The sequence below is a fragment of the Raineyella fluvialis genome (genome assembly GCF_009646095.1).
Taxonomy (GTDB): domain Bacteria; phylum Actinomycetota; class Actinomycetes; order Propionibacteriales; family Propionibacteriaceae; genus Raineyella; species Raineyella fluvialis.
The window spans coordinates 2,827,360-2,845,271 of sequence record NZ_CP045725.1; the positions used below are offsets into that span (position 1 = coordinate 2,827,360).

General features: G+C 72.9%; 11 protein-coding genes. 6 read left to right on the plus strand and 5 right to left on the minus strand.

Going from position 1 to position 17,912, the window contains the following annotated elements:
* Positions 1 to 6: 6 nt before the first annotated feature.
* Together Rai3103_RS12965 and Rai3103_RS12970 are read right to left on the minus strand one after the other, a co-directional pair.
* Positions 7 to 1,503 (minus strand): DEAD/DEAH box helicase, encoded by a 1,497-nt coding sequence (locus Rai3103_RS12965; protein WP_153572941.1) that lies wholly within the window; start codon positions 1,501 to 1,503, stop codon positions 7 to 9.
* A gap of 167 nt (positions 1,504 to 1,670) precedes the next feature.
* Positions 1,671 to 1,895, minus strand: a complete 225-nt coding sequence (locus Rai3103_RS12970; RefSeq protein WP_153572942.1) for a DUF3107 domain-containing protein — start codon at positions 1,893 to 1,895, stop codon at positions 1,671 to 1,673.
* 164 nt (positions 1,896 to 2,059) lie between these two features.
* On the opposite strand from Rai3103_RS12970, the gene Rai3103_RS12975 reads away from it, so the two are divergent.
* The 6 genes from Rai3103_RS12975 to Rai3103_RS17030 are packed head-to-tail and all read left to right on the plus strand — an operon-like array spanning position 2,060 to position 9,236.
* Positions 2,060 to 3,835 (plus strand): UvrD-helicase domain-containing protein, encoded by a 1,776-nt coding sequence (locus Rai3103_RS12975; RefSeq protein ID WP_194793134.1) that lies wholly within the window; start codon positions 2,060 to 2,062, stop codon positions 3,833 to 3,835.
* Positions 3,832 to 4,503 carry a 3'-5' exonuclease gene (locus Rai3103_RS17025; protein ID WP_239022351.1) on the plus strand — a complete coding sequence of 224 codons (672 nt, stop codon included), beginning with the start codon at positions 3,832 to 3,834 and terminating at the stop codon, positions 4,501 to 4,503. The genes Rai3103_RS12975 and Rai3103_RS17025 overlap by 4 nt, the downstream gene beginning before the upstream one ends.
* Positions 4,491 to 5,195, plus strand: a complete 705-nt coding sequence (locus Rai3103_RS12985) for a RecB family exonuclease (RefSeq protein WP_194793136.1) — start codon at positions 4,491 to 4,493, stop codon at positions 5,193 to 5,195. Before Rai3103_RS17025 ends, Rai3103_RS12985 begins: the two co-directional genes overlap by 13 nt.
* Positions 5,192 to 8,335 carry an ATP-dependent DNA helicase gene (locus Rai3103_RS12990; protein WP_194793137.1) on the plus strand — a complete coding sequence of 1,048 codons (3,144 nt, stop codon included), beginning with the start codon at positions 5,192 to 5,194 and terminating at the stop codon, positions 8,333 to 8,335. The genes Rai3103_RS12985 and Rai3103_RS12990 overlap by 4 nt, the downstream gene beginning before the upstream one ends.
* Positions 8,335 to 9,006: an NADH pyrophosphatase zinc ribbon domain-containing protein gene (locus Rai3103_RS12995; protein ID WP_194793138.1), complete on the plus strand. Its 672-nt coding sequence runs from the start codon at positions 8,335 to 8,337 to the stop codon at positions 9,004 to 9,006. The genes Rai3103_RS12990 and Rai3103_RS12995 overlap by 1 nt, the downstream gene beginning before the upstream one ends.
* Positions 8,904 to 9,236: an NUDIX domain-containing protein gene (locus tag Rai3103_RS17030; protein WP_228489346.1), complete on the plus strand. Its 333-nt coding sequence runs from the start codon at positions 8,904 to 8,906 to the stop codon at positions 9,234 to 9,236. Before Rai3103_RS12995 ends, Rai3103_RS17030 begins: the two co-directional genes overlap by 103 nt.
* Positions 9,237 to 9,250: 14 nt before the next feature.
* On the opposite strand, the gene recD is transcribed toward Rai3103_RS17030, so the two are convergent.
* From recD to Rai3103_RS13015, 3 genes are all read right to left on the minus strand, one after another.
* The gene (recD, locus tag Rai3103_RS13005; protein ID WP_153572948.1) at positions 9,251 to 11,143 is read right to left on the minus strand and encodes an exodeoxyribonuclease V subunit alpha; all 1,893 of its coding nucleotides are present in this window, start codon (positions 11,141 to 11,143) and stop codon (positions 9,251 to 9,253) included.
* Positions 11,140 to 14,463 carry a UvrD-helicase domain-containing protein gene (locus Rai3103_RS13010; protein WP_153572949.1) on the minus strand — a complete coding sequence of 1,108 codons (3,324 nt, stop codon included), beginning with the start codon at positions 14,461 to 14,463 and terminating at the stop codon, positions 11,140 to 11,142. Before Rai3103_RS13010 ends, recD begins: the two co-directional genes overlap by 4 nt.
* A gap of 82 nt (positions 14,464 to 14,545) precedes the next feature.
* Positions 14,546 to 17,731: an exodeoxyribonuclease V subunit gamma gene (locus tag Rai3103_RS13015; protein ID WP_153572950.1), complete on the minus strand. Its 3,186-nt coding sequence runs from the start codon at positions 17,729 to 17,731 to the stop codon at positions 14,546 to 14,548.
* Between the last annotated feature and the right edge of the window lie 181 nt (positions 17,732 to 17,912).

Sequence of the window (17,912 nt, forward strand, 5' to 3'; positions counted from 1 at the left end):
CCGTCCTCACTCCGCGGGGGCGGGGGACGACTCGGCGCCCCCACCCTCGCGACGGATCCGGCGTCGGCGCCGCCGGCGGGGCGCCACGGCCTCGCCGGTGGCGGTGTCCGCCGGGGTCGCTGGGGTGTCGACGGTGGCCCGGGTGCTCTCGGGCCGGCCTTCGGTGCGCGTGTGCCGGGGAGCAGCGGAGCGGGTCGGGGAGCGGTGTCCCGCGTGGCGTGCGCCGGTCACCGGGGCGGCGGTCGTCTTGCCACCCTTGTGCCCGGCCGCACCACTGGTGGGCTTCGGCGGCCCGACCTGGCTGGTGGCCGCGGGGTCGATGCCGAGTTCCGTGAACAGGTGCTCCGAGGTCGAGTACGTCTCCTGGGGCTCGGGCAGGTCGAGGCCGAGGGTCTTGTTGATCACCTTCCATCGCGTCAGGTCGGCCCAGTCGACCAGCGTCACGGCGACGCCCTCGGCGCCGGCGCGCCCGGTCCGGCCGATCCGGTGGACGTAGGTGCTGGAGTCCTCCGGGCACTCGTAGTTGATCACGTGGGTGACGCCGGTGACGTCAATCCCGCGGGCCGCGACATCGGTGGCCACCAGGACGTCGATCCGCCCCTCGCGGAACCGGCGCAGGGCCTGTTCCCGCGCCGCCTGGGTGCGATCGCCGTGGATGGCGGCGGCGGAGAACCCACGCTCGCACAGGTCGTCGGCCAGCCGCTGGGCCCCACGCTTGGTGCGGCAGAAGATCATCACCCGGTCGCGGTCCTTCGCCTGGAGGATGCGCGCGATGACCTCGGGCTTGTCCAGCGGATGGGCCTGGTAGATGAACTGTCGGGTGGCGGGGACGGTCTGCACGTCCTCCTGGTGCTCGGCGCGGATGTTGACCGGGGCATGCAGGTGAGCGCGGGCGAGGGCGACGATCGGGGCGGGCATCGTCGCGGAGAACATCAGCGTCTGACGGTTCTTCGCCGTCTTCGCCATCAGCCGCTCCACATCGGGAAGGAACCCCAGGTCGAGCATTTCGTCGGCCTCGTCGAGGACGGCGATGCGGACGCGGGACAGGTCGAGGGCGCGACGGTTGGCGAGGTCGAGCAGCCGTCCAGGGGTGCCGACGACCACGTCGATCCCGGCGGCGAGGGCCTCGAGCTGGGGTTCGTACGGCGTACCGCCGTAGACGGTGAGGATCCGCGCGGTCGTCTTGGCCGATGCGGTGACCAGGTCCTTGCCGACCTGGTTGGCGAGTTCGCGGGTGGGAGCGATCACGAGGGCCTGCGGGCTGGTGCCGTGGCCCTCGTCGGTGTCGGTCGGCAGATCGATGCGTTGCAGCAGGGGAAGACCGAACGCGAGGGTCTTGCCCGTTCCGGTGCGGGCCTGTCCGATCAGGTCGGTGCCCTGGAGAGCGATCGGGATCGCCATCTCCTGGATCGGGAAGGGATGCACGATGCCGTGCTCGGCGAGGGCGTCACCGAAAGCGGCGTCGACCCCCAGGTCCGTGAACGTGGTGGTGTTGTCTGACAGGGCTCTGGCCTTTGCAGTCTCGGGCGCTGCGCACGACGGTGCGGCACCCTGCTTGGACGCGCTCTTCGGCTCGGCACGCCCGGGAGGTACGGTGGCGCCCCGATGAGGGGCTCGTCACCCGACCAGTCTAACCCAGTTCCCGGGCGCGCCCCGAAAAGCGCGGTCCGTCACAGACTGCCGAAGCCCACGGGTCGCGCGTTGGGCTGCCCGATCTCCACGTAGGCGACGGCGTCGGCGGGGATGATCACCTGGCGACCGTGCGTGTCCGTGAGGGAGAGGACCGTGCCGTCGGCGAGGGCCTTCTCGAACGTCGCCTTGAACGCCTCCGCTGTCTGGTCGAGGTCGACGACGACCTCACGGGCAAGATTCTTCACGCCGATCTTGATCTCCACCGCTGTGCCTCCCTGTTACGGATGTCGTAGGCCTCCACCCTGCCACGCCCGTGCGGCCGGGACGACACTCGTTCGCTGACGGCGGAGACCGGCGCGTGGCTGACGGGCACACGCCGGGAGCCGCCTCCCGGGAATTGTCTGTGGGCTCTGGTGGGATGAATCGCATGGACGGAACGGCAGGCGCATCCTCGATCGCCCTCGCGGAGCAGGTCGCCGCGGAGGACCGGCGGCTGGGCGGCGTACGACTCCTCGACGCCGGCCCGGTCCTTGACGTCGACCAGCAGGTCGTGGTGGACCACGAGCGCGGACCGCTGCTGGTGCTGGGGGCGAGCGGCACCGGCAAGACGACGGCCCTGGTCGAGAGTGCCGTCTCCCTCGTCCGCCACCGCGGCGTCCCGCCCGAGTGTGTCCTGGTGCTCACGTTCTCGCGTGGGGCGACCCGAACGCTCGCCGAGCGGATCGCCGGCCGCCTGGGAGAGGTCGCTGCCGCCGTGCCGGTCCTCAGTGTCCATGGCCTGTGCCACGCGCTGTGGGCCGAGGCGCATCGCACCGACCCGTGGCGCGTACTGACCGCGCCCGAGCAGGAGCTGCGGCTACGTGAAGTCCTCGAGGGATCCGCCGAGCCGTGGCCGGAGGACCTGCGTGAGGCGGTCGGCACCCGCGTCTTCACCCGCGAGTTGCGCGACCTGGTGGCACGAGCCCGGCAGCTGGGCCTGGACCCCGCCGATGTGGCCGACTTCGGGGAGCAGGACGGAAGACCGGCCTGGGTCCGTGCCGCCCACCTCTTCGAGGAGTACCTCGACGTCCTCGACGCCGAGCGCGTCCTGGACTACGACGAACTGGTGCACCGAGTGAGGATCATGCTCGCCGACCCGCGCTCGGGTGACCCGTTGCGGTCACGATGGGACCACGTCCTGGTCGACGACCTGCAGGACGCGGTGCCGGCACACGCCGCGCTGTTGCGTGATCTGGTGCCTCCCTCCTCCAGTGCGGGGCTGGTGGTGACGGCCGATCCTGACCGTGCGGTCTACTCGTTCCGTGGCGCCGACGGCGGCGTCGTCGCCCGCTTCGGCACCGACCATGCCGGTCCGGGTGGTGAGCCCGCCGCGGTGCACGTCCTGGGCACCGATCATCGCGGGGCCCCCGTCGTCTCCCGGTCCGTGCACGGTCTCACCGCCGCGATGGCTCGACCTTTCGGGCTGCCCGACTGGCGCGCCCCTCGGCCCGGTCGGGTCCGGGATGGGGCGGCCCGGCTCGTGCTCTGCGCCGATGCTCGTGAGGAGGCGACGGCGGTCGCCGCGACGCTGCTCGCCGCCCACGCGGAGCGCGGCATCGCTTGGCACCGGATGGCTGTCGTCGTCCGTTCCCGCGGACCGGAGGAGGCACTGCTCCGCCGCCGCCTGGGCCGGGCGGGCGTCCCGATCGCCGTCCCCGACGACACCCCGCTGGTGGACGAGCCGGCGGTACGGGTGCTGCTGGAGGTGCTGGAGACCGCTCTCGGTCCCGACGAAGTCGGAGCGGAGGAGTTGGACAGGCTCGCGCTCAGCCCGTTGGGCGGGGTGGACCCGATGGAGCTGCGACGCCACCGGAAGTTCCTCGGCGCATCGGACCGGGATCGCGCGGAGGGCGGTCTGGCTCGCGTCCGGCGGCGGCTGGACGCCGTCCAGGGGCCGTCGAGGCGACCCGGGAGGCGATCGCGGCGGGTGGCAGCGCGGAGGAGGTGCTGTGGGCGGCCTGGTCGGCCACAGACTGGCCGCAGCGCCTCCGGGCGGCCGCGCTCGGTGGTGGCAGCGAGGCCCAGCGGGCCGATCGCGACCTGGACGCGGTGGTGGCCCTGTTCGACCTGGCCGGTCGTAGCGGCACGCGTCGGGGCAGTGCCGCCGCCGCAGACCTCGTCGAGGAGGTCCGCCATCAGGAGATCGCGGCCGATGCACGGATGACGCGCCGGCTCCAGCCCGACGTCGTCGAGGTCGTCACGCCCCATCGCTGTGGTGGGCGGGAGTGGCAGCTGGTGGTGGTCGCGGGAGTCCAGGAGGGACGGTGGCCGGCGGTTCGGCGCAGCCGTTCGCTGCTGGGCGCCGACCGTCTGGGCCCCGAGGGGGCGACGCCTCCCACCACTGCTGGCGAGGTTCTGGCCGAGGAACGGCGGCTGTTCCATCTGGCCTGCTCGCGGGCCCGCGACGAACTCGTGGTCAGCGCCGTCGACGAAGCCGGGGGAGAGGCCGGTCCGCCGTCACGGTTCGTCCGGGAGTTGGGGCTCGAGCCGATCTCGTACGATCCAGTCGCTGAGCCGGTGCCGAGCGCCGCGTCGCTCATCGGCGAACTGCGGACCGTGGGCACCGATCCGGCCGCGAGTCCTTTGCTCCGCGAGCAGGCGGCGATCGCCCTCGCCCGGCTCGCCGACGACCTGCCCGGCGCGGCGCCCCGCACGTGGTGGGCGGTCCGGGAGACAACTCATCGATCCGCCCCCCTGGTGGGCCCTGACGCCCCGATCGTCCTGTCACCCAGCGGCGTCGACGCGCTGCGGCGGTGTCCGCGCCAATGGTTCCTGGAACGGCGGGCGGGGGCGACCCAGGGGGTTCCGAGGCGACGGCGGTGGGCACCCTGATCCATGAGCTGGCGCGGCGGGCGAGCGCCGGGGAGGTCGGACCTGAGGGGCTGCGCGCGGCCTTCGATGAAGCCTGGGCGGCCCTCCCGGCTGGACCGGCCTGGCGTCAGGACGCGAGGCGCGAGCGTGCCTGGAGCATGGTGCAGGCCTGGAGCGGCTGGGACGCCGATCGCCCCAGGGACCAGCTCGTGGGGGTCGAGGTGCCGTTCCGCTGCGACTTGACCGTTGAGCTGCCCGATGGTCGCCCGGAGACCGTCACGCTCCGCGGAGTTGTCGATCGGCTGGAGCTGGTCGATGACACTCTCGTCGTGGTCGACTACAAGACGGGGAGGAAGGCGACGGCTGGCCAGGTGCAGACACTGGGGCAGCTGGGCGTCTACCAGTTGGCGGTCCGCGCCGGCGCCTTCGACGAGCTGATCGGTGCCGCTGTCCACCGGCCGGGCAAGGCGCTCGCCGTCTACCTGGACGCCGGCGAGGGGGCGGCCCGGGCCGCGACGCTCGTCCAGCCGTCCCTCGACGATGTGCCCGTGCCGGACGGCATCGATGTCGGGTCCGCACCGGACTGGGCTTCGGCCGCCGTCGCGGAGGCAGCCCGGATCGTGCGGGACGAGGACTTCGTGGCACGCCGGGGATCGCATTGCCGCGGATGCCCGTTCGCCACCGATTGCCCGCCGAGGGGAGCCCGCCGATGACGCTCATCGATGACAGCACGCTGGCTGAACTCGTCGGTATCCCCTTCTCGACCGAGCAGTTGGCGGCGATCACCGCCCCGCTGGCGCCAGGCGTCATCATCGCCGGTGCCGGCACCGGCAAGACCACGGTGATGGCCGCTCGTGTCGTCTGGCTGGTGGCCTCCGGGCTCGTCCGCCCTGAGCAGGTGTTGGGGCTGACCTTCACCCGCAAGGCGGCGCGTGAGCTCGCCGCCCGGATCTCGACGTCGCTGGAGGCCGCCGGGCTGCTCGGCGATACGGAGATGTCCGGGGCCCCGACGGTCGCCACGTACGACGCCTTCGCCGGCATGCTCTGCACGGAGCACGGCCCCCGCTTGGGGGTCGAGGGCGACCTGCGGCTCGTCGACTCCGCGGAGCTCTACGCCCTCGCCGATCGGGTCGTCGCCGCGGGGGCGACGTCGGCGCCCGCGCTGTCGGGACTGTCGGTGGCCACCGTCGTGGAACGGGTGGTCGCGCTGAGCGGTCAGATGCTCGCCAATGGAGTCACCGCGGCGCAGCTGGCCGAGCAGTCCCGGGCGTTCCGGGCGGAGCTGGAGGAGGCGCCGCTGTATCGCGGCAAGCCGTACAAGGACGTCACCGACGCCCTCGGTGTTCTCGAGGCACGCCAGGAGCTCCTGGGCTTCGTCAGCGCCCTGTGGGCGGCGAAGGCACGCGACGGTGTCGTCGAGTTCGCTGACCGGACGGCCCTCGCGGCCCGGCTCGCGGCGGAGGTCCCGGGCGTCGGACGTCAGCTCCGCGAGGAGTTCCGGGTCGTGCTGCTCGACGAGTACCAGGACACTTCCGCGGCCCAGACGGCGATGCTGGCGGGCCTCTTCTCGGGCCCGGAGCCGGCATCGGGGCGAGGGTTTCCCGTCACCGCTGTCGGCGATCCCTTGCAGGCCATCTACGAGTGGCGAGGTGCAGCCGTCGGGACGATCGCTGCCTTCCCGGAGGTCTTCCGCGCTGCGGACGGGACACCTGCCCACCGGTTCACGCTGCGGACCAACCGCCGGTCGGGCACCGCCATCCTGGACGTCGCGAACCTGGTCTCCGCCCCGTTGCGCGCCGCCGGCGGCCCGGCCTGCCCCGAGTCGCTCGTCGGACCGGCGCAGGCCGGGCCCGGGGAGGTCACCGCCCACCGGGCCCGCAGCTGGGACGACGAGCAGCGCCACGTTGTCCGCACGCTCCTGGCCGAGCACGACCGGGGTGTGAGCTGGGCTGACATCGCCGTCCTGGGGCGGCGCCGGGCCGACCTCGGTGTCCTGCACCGAGTGCTGGAGGACGCGGGCATCCCTGCGGTCCTGGTGGGGCTGGGCGGCCTGCTGGAACTGCCAGAGTGTGCCCAGGTCATCGCCGTCCTGCGGCTGGTGCACGACGTGACGGACAACCGGGCGGCGGTGGCCGTGCTGTCTGGTCCACGGTGGCGGCTCGGCGCCCGCGATCTGGACGCCGTCGCGCGTCGGGCTGCCCACCTCGCGGGGGAGGGGGGTGATCCGTGCCTGCTGGACGCCGTCGACGACCCGGGGCCGGATGGCTTGTCCGTCGCCGCACGCGAGCGACTGCTGGCCCTGTCGGGGGAGTTCACCCGCCTCCGCAGCCACCTCGACGAGCCCGTCGGGGACCTCGTGGCGCGGGTGATCCGGGTCAGTGGGATCGTCCCCGAGCTCCTCGCCGAGCGCGGCCCCGACGGTGCCCGGCAGCTGGACGCGCTGATCGAAGCCGTCGAGGAGTACGGGGCACGTCGGCCCTCGGTCGGGCTGGGGGGTCTGCTCGCCTGGTTCGATGCCGAAATCAGGGTGGGCCGGGGCATGGAACAGGCCCCGCCGACGGCCCGCGATGCCGTCACCCTGCTCACCGTGCACGCGTCCAAGGGTCTGGAGTGGGACGTGGTCCTCCTGCCGGCCACGGTCGACGGGGTGTTCCCAGGGTCGCCGGACCCGGACGACTGGACCCGTGCCGCGCAGGTCCTGCCCTTCGAGCTTCGCGGCGACGCGGCCGGCTTGCCCGCGCTTGGCGAAGTGTCCCGACAGGGGCTGGCGCAGATGCGGGCCGAGCTGAAGGACCTGGCCCGCGACGGGGAGAAGCGACTCGGATACGTGGCCGTGTCGCGCGCGCGGCACCGGTTGCATGTGTCCGGGCATCGCTGGCACCCCGACACCATCCGCGAGCGGTCGGAGTCGCCGTTCCTCCGCGCGGCCCGGACCGTGCTCGACCTCAAGGAGGACGAACCCGCCGAAGAGGTCAACCCGTACACGGAGGGGGACGAGCGGGCCGCCTCTGCCCGGGTGGAGAGCATCGCCGACCCGATGAGTGTCGAGCTGGCCGCTCAGGTGGACCGTTGGCGGACGGTGTTCGCGGCCGGCGGGCGGCCGGTCCTGGCACCGGACGCCGACGTCGCCGAGCGAGCTTCGCGGTGGCGGACCGATGGCGAGCGGTTGCTCGCCCGCGCCCGGGCCCGACGAACACCCGTCGACGCTGACCTGCCCGGGCGCCTGTCGGTCACCGAGATCGTCCGGGGGGTGGCCGATCCCGACGTGCTGCGTGACGAGGTGCGCCGCCCGATGCCCGTGCAGCCCTCGCGCCGGGCCACGCTGGGCACCATGTTCCATGCCTGGGTGGAGGAGAGGTTCCGTCACCAGGGCACCCTTGACGTCCACTTCGAGGACGAGGCGGGCATCGCGGTCGGACCGGTCCATCGCTCGGCCGCCGATGAAGAGATGCTGGCCGAACTCGAGGGACTGCGCCGCGCGTTCGACGCGGGACGGTTCTCCGATCGGCAGCCGCTCGCCCTTGAGGTGCCGTTCGCCCTGTCGCTGGGCGGCAGACTCGTCCGTGGGCGGATCGACGCCGTCTACCGTCAGCCCCCCGGATCGGGCTCCGACTACCTGGTGGTGGACTGGAAGACCCACCGCGGCGGGACGGCCGATCCGCTGCAGCTTGCGCTGTACCGGCTGGCGGCCGCCCGGACGTACGGTGTCGACGTGGAGCGGGTGGCCGCCGGCTTCTACTACGTCCGTCGCGACCGGTGGGACCCGGTCGTGGACCTGCCTGGCGCCGAGGAGCTGGTCGCCCACGTGTCCCGGCTCACGGCGTCCCTGGGCGGGACTAGTCTGGCGCCGTGATGGACTGGTCGTCTGACAGCACGTTGGACCGCGTGGAGGAGCACCGCGACGACGCAGCCTGGCTGCATGAACAGTGGCACTCACCGACGGCCCGGGTCCTCCCGGTCGGCCCCGGCGGGCGACTGCCCGTCGCCTCCGACGCGACGTTGCGCTACGCACCGGCCGCCGGCGAGCTGGACCCGATGACGACCCACCTGCTGGGACTCGCCGACGGGGAGCCGATCTTCTGCCAGGTGGTGGACACGGTCGCGGGTGACACGGCTACGGTGCGCGAGATCGGACACCGCCTCACCGCGACCCAGTCCGACGTGGCCTTCAGCGCGACCGCCCTGGCCAACTGGCACCGGATCGAACCGCGCTGCAGCGCCTGCGGAGCCCTGACCGAGCCCCGGCGTGCCGGCCTGATGCGGCACTGTCCCGAGTGCGGGCGGGACAGTTGGCCGCGGACGGACCCCGCGGTGATCGTCGCCGTCACCAACGGCGACGACGAGATCCTGCTCGCCCACCAGACCGCTTGGCCCCCGGCCGTGTGTCGGTGCTCGCAGGCTTCGTCGAGACAGGTGAATCGCTGGAACAGGCCATCCATCGCGAGATCCTCGAGGAATCAGGCGTACGGCTGGGAGAGCTGCGCTACATCGGCAGCCAACCCTGGCCCTATCCCCGTTCGCTGATGTTGGGTTTCCGGGCTCGCGCCACTTCCAGGGAGATCATTGTCGACGCCGACGAGCTGGCTTGGGGTCGCTGGTATAGCCGGGCTGCCGTCCGGGCTGGCCAGGCGGACGGCACCCTCGTCCTGCCGCCCCAGTCCTCGATCGGCCGGCGCCTGATCGAGGACTGGCTGGGCGAGGACGGCGGCGGACCCCTGGGGCCGGTTCCTGGCTCGGAGTGGGGTGGGCTCTGACCCGCGGGCGTTCGTCAGCGCTGGCGATCGGCCAGTCCGGATGCGCGGTTGGCCCGGCGGGAGACCGCCTCGCGTAGCGCGTCCCGGGTGCCGTAGAGGTGCACGCCTTGTGACGCCCTGGTGATCGCCGTGTAGAGCAGTTCCCGCGTGAGCAGCGCCGATCCCCGATCAGGGAGGATCACCGACACCTCCTGGAACTGGCTGCCCTGCGCCTTGTGGATGGTGCTGGCGTACATCGGGACCAGCCCGGTCAGCTGCACCGGCGCGAGGAACCGTACGCTGCGCTGGTGCAGGTCCGCGAGGGCGAGCCGTCGGCCTGCGCCGGTGCGGACGACGGCTCCCACATCGCCGTTGTACACCTGCAGGGCCTTGTCCCGGCGGGTGACGAGGAGCGGCTCTCCGAGAGCCATCGGCTCCTCCCCGCTGCGCCCGAGCCAGGCGCGGGCGATGCGGTTCCACGTCGCTACGCCGGCAGGTCCTCGCCGGTGGGCGCACAGCAGCCGGTGCCGGTCGAGCACCTCGAGGGCACCGTGGGCATCTCCGGCCTCGGCTCGTTCCTCCAGGGCGGTGCCCCACGCCTCGACCCGCTGCCGCAACGAGTCGTACGCCTGATCTGCCGGGCCTCGGGAAACGGGGGTGAAGGACACGTTGTCCTCAGGCCCCAGAGCATCGATCAGGGCGTCCACGCGACCGGTGTCGCCGTCCCGGATCGCCATCGCGAGGTCGGCGATGCGGCCCTGGAACCGCCAGGTGTGGGTGAGGCGTACCAATCCGGGCTTGGCCACGGCCGGCCGGTCGACGGGGGCGATGAGGTCATCCAGCATTCGGTGGGTCGCAGTGGAGGCCGGCAGAGTCTGATCCTGGGCCCGCACCAGGGCGCCGATGTCGGAGAACACCGCTCCCGCCTCCACTGAGGCGAGCTGGTCGGGATCACCCACCAGCAGCAGCCGCGCATCCGGCCGGGTCGCCTCGAGTAGCCGGGCCATCAACGACAGTGACACCATCGACATCTCGTCCACCACGATCAGGTCGTACGGCAGCGGCCGCGTACGGTCATGGGCGAAGCGCGTCGTGCTGTCGCGCCGCCAGCCGAGCAGACCGTGCACGGTCGTGGCCTGCAGACGTCCGAGCCGGGCCACGACGGCGGGATCGGCGGCTCCGGGGGCGGTGGGTTCCAGAGCGGCGAGGGCATCCTTGACGGCCTCCCCCATCCGAGCCGCCGCCTTGCCCGTCGGGGCGGCCAGCCCGATGTGGAGGTCGGGCTCCAGGGTCGCCAGCACCACGAGGATGCGGGCGACGGTCGACGTCTTGCCGGTGCCCGGACCGCCCTGCAACACGCAGAGTCGGGTGGCGACGGTCGTGGCGGCGGCCGCGAGCTGGTGGTCCGGCTCGCCGGGTGCGAGCGCGGCCGGTCCCTCGACCCTCGGGAAGACGGAACGCAGCACGCCCACCACCCGGTCCCGGTCCAGGTCCACACCGGACATCGGCGTGCTGCGACGGATCTCGACGTCGGCCCGGACGAGTTGCTCGTCGCGCCAGTACCGATCGAGGTACAGCAGGGTGCCGACCAGCCGGAGCGGGCGACCGGGCGGACCGTCGGCGCCGACACTCACCAAGGGGCAATCTCGCAGGGTGGACAGCCATCCCTCAAGATCGGGCCAGTCGAGGGCCGAGACATCGACGGCGCTCTCGTCGCTCTCGAAGACGGCCTGCCGCACAGTGGCCAGGTCGACGCACACCGAGCCTGCGCGGACGGCCCGGACGGCCAAGGCGATCGCGAGCGGGATCCGCGGATCGCTGGCCCCGCCGAGGAAGGCCAACTGCTGGGCGACCTGGACGTCGGCGAAACCGAGGACACCCGCCGCGTCGAAGGCGGCGACCAGGCCGGTCCCGATCACGCTCGTCATGGTCGTGTCCTTCCCTCGGTGACCATTCGGCTGATCTCCACGATCAGGGCGGCCGGCGGTCGCCAGGCGAAGACGCCGTACGGCACGCCCTCCTCGGTCGGTGTGGCGGGCCCTGTCATCCCCCGCAGGAAGAGGTAACGGATGCCGCCCAGATGGTCCTCCGGACGGTAGGCGGGTAGCCGCCAGGAGAGGAAACGGTGCAGGGCGACCGAGTAGAGCAGGGCCTGCAGGGGGTAGTGGGCGGTCATCATCGCGCCGGCCAGAGCCGAGGGGGCGTACGCCGCCAGCGGGAGCGTGCCGTCCGACGGCGGGCCGCCGAGCCAGTTCGTCTTGTAGTCCACCACCACGAACCGGGGGTCCCTCCCACCGACCCGCAGCACGGCATCGATGCTACCGGTGAGGAATCCGCGCAGTGTCTGGTCACCCAGTCCCGGTTGCCGCAGCCGCTCAGCGTACGCGGCCAGTGGGTCCTCGGGGGAAAGGTGCCGGTCGAGGGCGTCCGCGATGTCGGCGAGCAGGGCCGGCGCACCGGGCTGGTCGCCACCCCCGAGGGGCAGCTCGAAGTCGAGCTCACTGAGGCGGTCGGTGAGGGCGATGTCGGCCAGCGCCAGCTCGGCCAGGTCGGCTCCCAGAGGAGTGCGCACCGCACCGTCGAGACTGGCCGCCAGGACCCGGTGATCGAGCCCTTCCAGAGGTGACGCGGCGGCGACGCTGTCGACGAGGGCGTCGAACGGTGGACCGGCGGGGTCCCAGGACTCGAGAACGGCATGGACGAGCGTCCCGAAGCGGGCGCCGGTCGGGAGCGGACCCCAGGGCGAGAGCTGCCGCTCGACGGGCGCCTCGGCACCGCCCTCTGCCAGGGCCGGTGCGGTGGTGTCGTCGACCGCCGGCTCGTCATCGGGACGGCCATCACCGGTGCCGGCCGCCCCGTGCGATCCGTCGTGGAGTGAGGCGGTCAGGCCGGTGTAGGAGGTGCGTCGCCAGGTGGTGTCGAGCGGGCGGTCGAACCGTCGCAGGTGCGGCGCTGGCAGCGCGACGGGTAGCGCCGGCGGCTCGACGGGCTCGGCCTCGTCGGCCACGTACGCGAGGGCGACTCCCGGCAGGGCGGGAGGATCCTGGTCCGGCGCGACGGGCACCGTGCGCGGCAGCGTGCCGTCGCCGCCCCGGTCACCGAAGAGCACCCGCTGCAACGGTGAGGCAGGGGCATACCCCTGGTGCGGGGCCCACCAGGCGATGATCTGGGAGGCAGCCCGGGTCATCGCGACGTACAGGACACGCAACTGCTCCCCGGCGCTCTCCTCCAGGGCGAGGCGGTGGCGGGCCCGCGAGGACGCATCCCGACGCCCGCCGACGTCGACGAGCCGGTCCCCGGCGCGGTCGTGCACGGTGAAGGCCTCAGGAACGGCGTCGTCCTGGGCCGGCTTCTGGTCGGTCATGTCGGGCAGGAGGACGATCGGGAACTCCAGCCCCTTGGCGGAGTGCACCGTGATGACCTGAACGGCCTCCGCCTCCGTCTCCAGGCGCAGGGCCTGGGCATCGTCGCCCGTACGGCTCGCGACGGCGATGGCCTCGTCGAGCCAGGTGAGGAGCCGTCGCGGAGCGAGGTGACCGCCGGTCTCCGCCTCATGGAGCAGTTGGCCCAGATGACGAAGGTCGGTGATCTCCCGCTCCGAGCCGGTGCGGGTGATGGATCGGCCGGCGAGGTCAGCCTCGTCGAGGGCGGCGTCGAGCACAGCTGCGACACCGTGCTCCGTCCACAGCCGCCCCCAGGAGCGGACCCGGATGAACAGGCTGGCCCGGTCGTCCTCGTCAGCGCGGATCAGCTCGTCGAGCCCCCAGCCGACGAAAGGGCCGAGCGCGAGCCGGTGGACCGCGCTGGGCTGGGGGTCGAGCAGGGTGGCGAGCAGCTCGCGCCACGCGGTGGCCGACGGCGACCGCAGGACGCTGTCCGCCCCGTTGACCACCGCCGGGATGCCAGCGGCGATCAGGGCGCGGGCCATCCGGGTGGCGGCGTGGTTGAACCGTACGAGCACGGCGATGTCGCGAGGACGTAGCGGGCGGGTCACGTCGCCTTCCTCGAGGGTGGTGCCATCGCTCAGCAGGCGGGCCACCACGGCCACGGCGTCGCGCCGGATCCGCTCCCGCTGCGCGCTGATGCTGGTGTAGGGGCGGGTGACCCGGCGCAGCTCCAGTCCCGGGCACGGGGTCCCGACCGGATCCCGGAGCCGTGAGCCGGCGTGCTTGGCCCGGACCTCGCCGAGGGTGATGCCGGGATCGCCGAGGGCCGTGCGGCCCAGGACGGAGTCGATGGCTCGGACGACGGTCTCGTCGGAGCGCCAGTTGGTGGCCAGGGTCAGGCGACGGTCCGCCTCCCGGGCGGCAGCCAGGTAGGTTTGTACGTCCCCGCCGCGGAAGCCGTAGATGGCCTGTTTGGGGTCGCCGATGAGGAACAGGTCGCTGTGGCCGTGGAAGGCCGTCCGGAGGATCTCCCACTGGCGGGGATCGGTGTCCTGGAACTCGTCGACCATCACCACCCCGAAGGCGTCCCGCAGCCGCTTCGCCGTTGCTGCGGCCGTCGCCGGGTGCCGCAGGGCGGAGGCGAGGCGCCCGATCAGGTCGTCGTACGTGTAGAGGCCCCGGTCCCTCAGCCGGCGGTCGACCTCCTGGCGGGCCCGGACGGCGAAGTCGACCCGGGCCCTCGTCAGGTCGTCATCGGTCGGATCCGGCACGATCGGCGCGGCGGGCGTTCCCACCGCGGTCGCGGCGAGAAGCCTCGCCACTTGTGGTTCGAACGGCGGGCGCGCGAGGCTGCCGAAGCGCGCCAGGAAGAGGTCGTCGCAGACCTCCGCGGTGATGGCGTGGTGGTCGGGCAGCAGGACGGCGTCCCGCCGGTGGCCCGAGAGCAGGCCGAGCCGGTCGAGCATCGTCCCGGCGAACTCGTGGATCGTCGCGATGGTCGCGGCGTCGAAATCGGTGAGCGCCTCACGCAGGCGGTGCTGGGTCGTCCGCGGCAGACCTGCTCGCAGGGCCTGCCACACCGGTTCCTCGTCCGGCGTGGGAGGAGCACTGAGCATCTGGAGTGCCTCGGCCAGCCGGGCCCGGACCCGGGTACGCAGTTCACGTGCAGCCTTGCGCGTGAACGTGATCAGCAGCATCGAGCGCAAAGGCGTCCCGCGGGCGACGGAGAGGACGACGAGGGAGGCGATGGTGTGGGTCTTGCCCGTGCCGGCGCTCGCCTCGAGCAGCGTCGTGCCGCTCGGCAGGGGCGCGGCCAGGTCGAGCGCGGGGGAGACCTCGGCGTGCAGGGGGATGGTGCTCATCGTTGCCGCTCCGCCTCGTCGATGGGTGACCACAGCCCTCTGGCCAGATCGGCGATCCAGTCCGCCTCGTCGCCGATCGCCGTCAGTAGCGGGGGCGGGGCGTGGTGACCAGGGACTGCAGGTCCGATCCCCACAGCAGCTCCCAGTTCTCGTCGCGGTCCTCGTCCCAGGCCTGGCGCAGGGCGCGGTGACCCCACAGCTCCGCGCCCCTCGTCCCCGGGCGTACGCCGGCCGCCAGAGCCACCCCGGTCTTCAGAGGCAGCGGCAGGGGAGTGCTGAGCCCGATCGTCGCCACCCGCACCCACCGGTCGAGCAGGAACCGGGCCACGTCCGGTTCGGGCGCGTCCATCGAGACCAGGTCACCCCGCCCGACGAGGTGTGCTCGCGGGCGTTCGACCGTGCCGGAGGCGGCCAGGGCGAGCAGGTCGAACCAGGCGGTCAGACGATGGCGGGCCCGGACCCGGCCGTACGACACCTGGACCAAGGCCGAGCCCCGCGTCGTCACGTCGGCACTCAGCATCAGGCCGTCCGGCAGCGGCACCCGCAGGTGGCGGGTCGACGGCGCTTCGGCGCGCAACGCCGACGACTCCCGCAGGACCTGCTCCACCGTGTGCCGGACCCGGTCGAGGATGCCGGTACCGGCGGCGCCGGGAGGCAGTGTGCCGCGGAGGAACTCTGCCCGCAGGGCCTCGTCCAGTCCGTCACCCCGCAGGGTCGCCTCGAGGACACGGGAACCGGCGCCCCAGACACCCAGTCCGTCGAGCCCCAGGGGAACCGCGTCGGCAGGGAGATCCTCGTCGTGCCAGATGGTGAAGCCCGCCCTGCGCCGCAGGAACCCCCGCGCCGGATGCGCGAGGACGTCCACCACGTCCGGCAGCGGCACCACCCCGCCGTCCCAGCTCCACGGGGGCACCTCCAGCCGGCGGGCGAGGGGCACGTCCTCGGGGAGGCGACGGGGGCCCGGTACCGCCGCGACCGACGCCGCGGCGCCGGCGGCGGCCGCCGCGTCGAACCCGGACAGTGCCGACGCCCGGAACGGGGCGTCGGCAGGATCGCCGAACGACAGGGGCGCGTACGGCTGCAGGGGGTGGCGGGCCAGCAACGCATCCTCGACCGGGCGAGCGTCCGGCAGCTGCACCATCGGCCGCAACGTGTCGAGCAATTCGCTGACGACCACGGTGGGCGGCCGGGACTCGCCGGTGTGGGGATCGGCCCCGGTCCAGGTGAGCACGAGGTGCTGCCGGGCCGCTCGGATGAGGTCGAGGAAGACCTGACGATCGCGGTGACGTGGGCCGGGCGCCCCGGGGTCCGGCGCGAGGTCGAGGAGATTGTCGCCGTCGGCGCGCTCCGGGCGGGGCACCGTTCCGTCGTCGAGGCCGACGAGGCAGACGACCCTGAACGGGACGTGGCGGGCGGGGGTCAGGGAACAGACCGTCATGGCGCCGGAACGGAAGGCCGAGCGGGGCAGCCGGCCCCGCAGGGCCTCATCGAGCAGCTCCAGCAGGTCGTCGAGGGTGAGGTCGGGGGCATCGGCGGAAGCGCCCTCGGCGACCTCGGCGAGGACGCCCCAGGCATGGTCCAATTGCCAGCCGCGGTCCGGGGCAGGGGCCATCAGTTGCCCGATGGCCTCGCGGCAGATTTCCCCCCACTCGGAGGCGGGATGCGGCAGTTCAGCGGCTCGGGCGAGCCGGATCAGCCGGGCCATCACCTCGGCGACCGCCCCCACCACCTCGATATCGGAGGAGCCGACGTCATCGAGCGGGAGGCCGCTGCGGACGGCATGTGACCCTTCCTCGGTCATCGCGATCCCGACCAGCATCCGATTCAGGCCGCTCAGCCAGGTGTTCGCGCCGACCCCGCCCAGGCCGAATCGGTCGCGGTGCGCCGCGTTCATGCCCCAGCGCACGCCGGCGGCCGTGATCAGGTCGTGCGCGCGGGTGAGGTCGTCCTCGTCGAGGCCGAATTGCCGGGCGACGGGATCGGCGCCCAGGAAGGCCTCGAGTTCCGTGGCACCGGCCCGGCCGCGCCCCATGCTCAGGGCGTCCACCAGGCAGGTGAGCAGCTCGTTGTGCTCGCGGCGGTCGGGGTCGGCGAAGCGTACGGGGATCGACCGGGCGGGGTGGCCTCCGGGCCGTTCCGGGGCCGCGCCGGCGAAGGCAGCCTCGAGGAGGGGCATCATCGCCGGGTCGGCGCAGGCGACGAGGACGTCACGCGGCTGCAGGGTCGGGTCGTCGTCGAGCAGTCCGCACAGGACGTCGCGGAGCACCTCCGCCTGACGATCGCGCCCATGGCAGGCGTGCAGGGAGATGCTCGTGTCACCCGGATCGAACGGTGCGCCCGGACCCGGTTCGCCCCGATCCAGGTCGTCGCGAAGCCGGTCCAGCAGCGTCACCCGGGCCGGCGCGGCAGTCACTGGCCCGAGTCTCGGATGAGTGGTCAGTGCGGCCCCCGCCTCCAGCAGGGCGGCCAGGGTCGCCTCGGACTCCCGGTCGAGCGAGAGTGACAGGGGATGGGCGGACTGCTCGGCCGCCCCGGGCAGCCACACCGCGACCCGGCGACGCCGGGACAGCGCGTCGAGGAGCCGCACGTCGGTCTCGGTGAGCCAGCCGGGCGCCCAGACGTTCACCGTCGCTGGCACGTCGGCCTCGAGGGCCCCGCCGGGGGTCTCCAGATCGTCGAGGGCGAGGCCCACCCGTGTCACCGGGTCGGGGACGGTCCGGATCCCGGGGCGTGCGAGCAACGCCCGCCACAGGGGTGGTTGCCAGGCGAGTTCATCCGGTACGCCGCTGTCGTCGCCCAGGCTCCAGGCCCGGAGCAGCGCCGGACGGCGACGAGCGTAGTCGTGGAACACCTCGGCCACGTGCCGGCCGAGCCACACGGTGCCGCCCGCTGGGCCCTGAGCCGCACGCCAGGCCCCAAGTGGCGTCCCCGCCCATCGCTCGTCCTGCTCGAGCAGCGCGGCCACATGCCAGCCCAGGGGACCGAGCCGCCACGGGTCGGTCTGCTGATCGACACCGGCGGCACGCCCGGTCAGCTGATGAAGCCAGGACGCCAACGGAGGCATGGCGATGCCCGCGCTGATCCCCAGCGTGCGGGTGAGCCGATGGGCCAACCAGCGCTGGGTCCCCGGACCCTCGCAGGTGACCAGCAAGGGGTCGAACACATCGGCCGGGGGTTGCGCCATCGTCGCCGCCAGCGCGTCGGCCAGCAGCTCGACGTCCGCCGCCACATGGACGATGAGGCGGCCGCTGGGCGTGGGGTTCGTCATGATGGCCACCACTGTAGAGGAGGGCACTGACACCGGAAGGCCGACGGCGTGGGCGGCCGGGGAGGGGCGATGTCACTCGGGCGACCTACAGTGTGGGACATGCCCACCACCCCGTCCCCGCTCGATCCACGGCCGAATCCCTCCTCGACCACTTGGATCCCGAGCAGCGCGCGGTGGCGAC

Excerpts from the sequence above, each read along its gene's own strand:
- Rai3103_RS12990 (WP_194793137.1), top strand. The coding sequence starts at position 5,192 with ATGACGCTCATCGATGACAGCACGCTGGCTGAACTCGTCGGTATCCCC.
- recD (WP_153572948.1), bottom strand. The coding sequence starts at position 11,143 with ATGACGAGCGTGATCGGGACCGGCCTGGTCGCCGCCTTCGACGCGGCG.
- Rai3103_RS13010 (WP_153572949.1), bottom strand. The coding sequence starts at position 14,463 with ATGAGCACCATCCCCCTGCACGCCGAGGTCTCCCCCGCGCTCGACCTG.
- Rai3103_RS12975 (WP_194793134.1), top strand. The coding sequence starts at position 2,060 with ATGGACGGAACGGCAGGCGCATCCTCGATCGCCCTCGCGGAGCAGGTC.
- Rai3103_RS17025 (WP_239022351.1), top strand. The coding sequence starts at position 3,832 with ATGACGCGCCGGCTCCAGCCCGACGTCGTCGAGGTCGTCACGCCCCAT.
- Rai3103_RS12995 (WP_194793138.1), top strand. The coding sequence starts at position 8,335 with ATGGACTGGTCGTCTGACAGCACGTTGGACCGCGTGGAGGAGCACCGC.
- Rai3103_RS13015 (WP_153572950.1), bottom strand. The coding sequence starts at position 17,731 with ATGACGAACCCCACGCCCAGCGGCCGCCTCATCGTCCATGTGGCGGCG.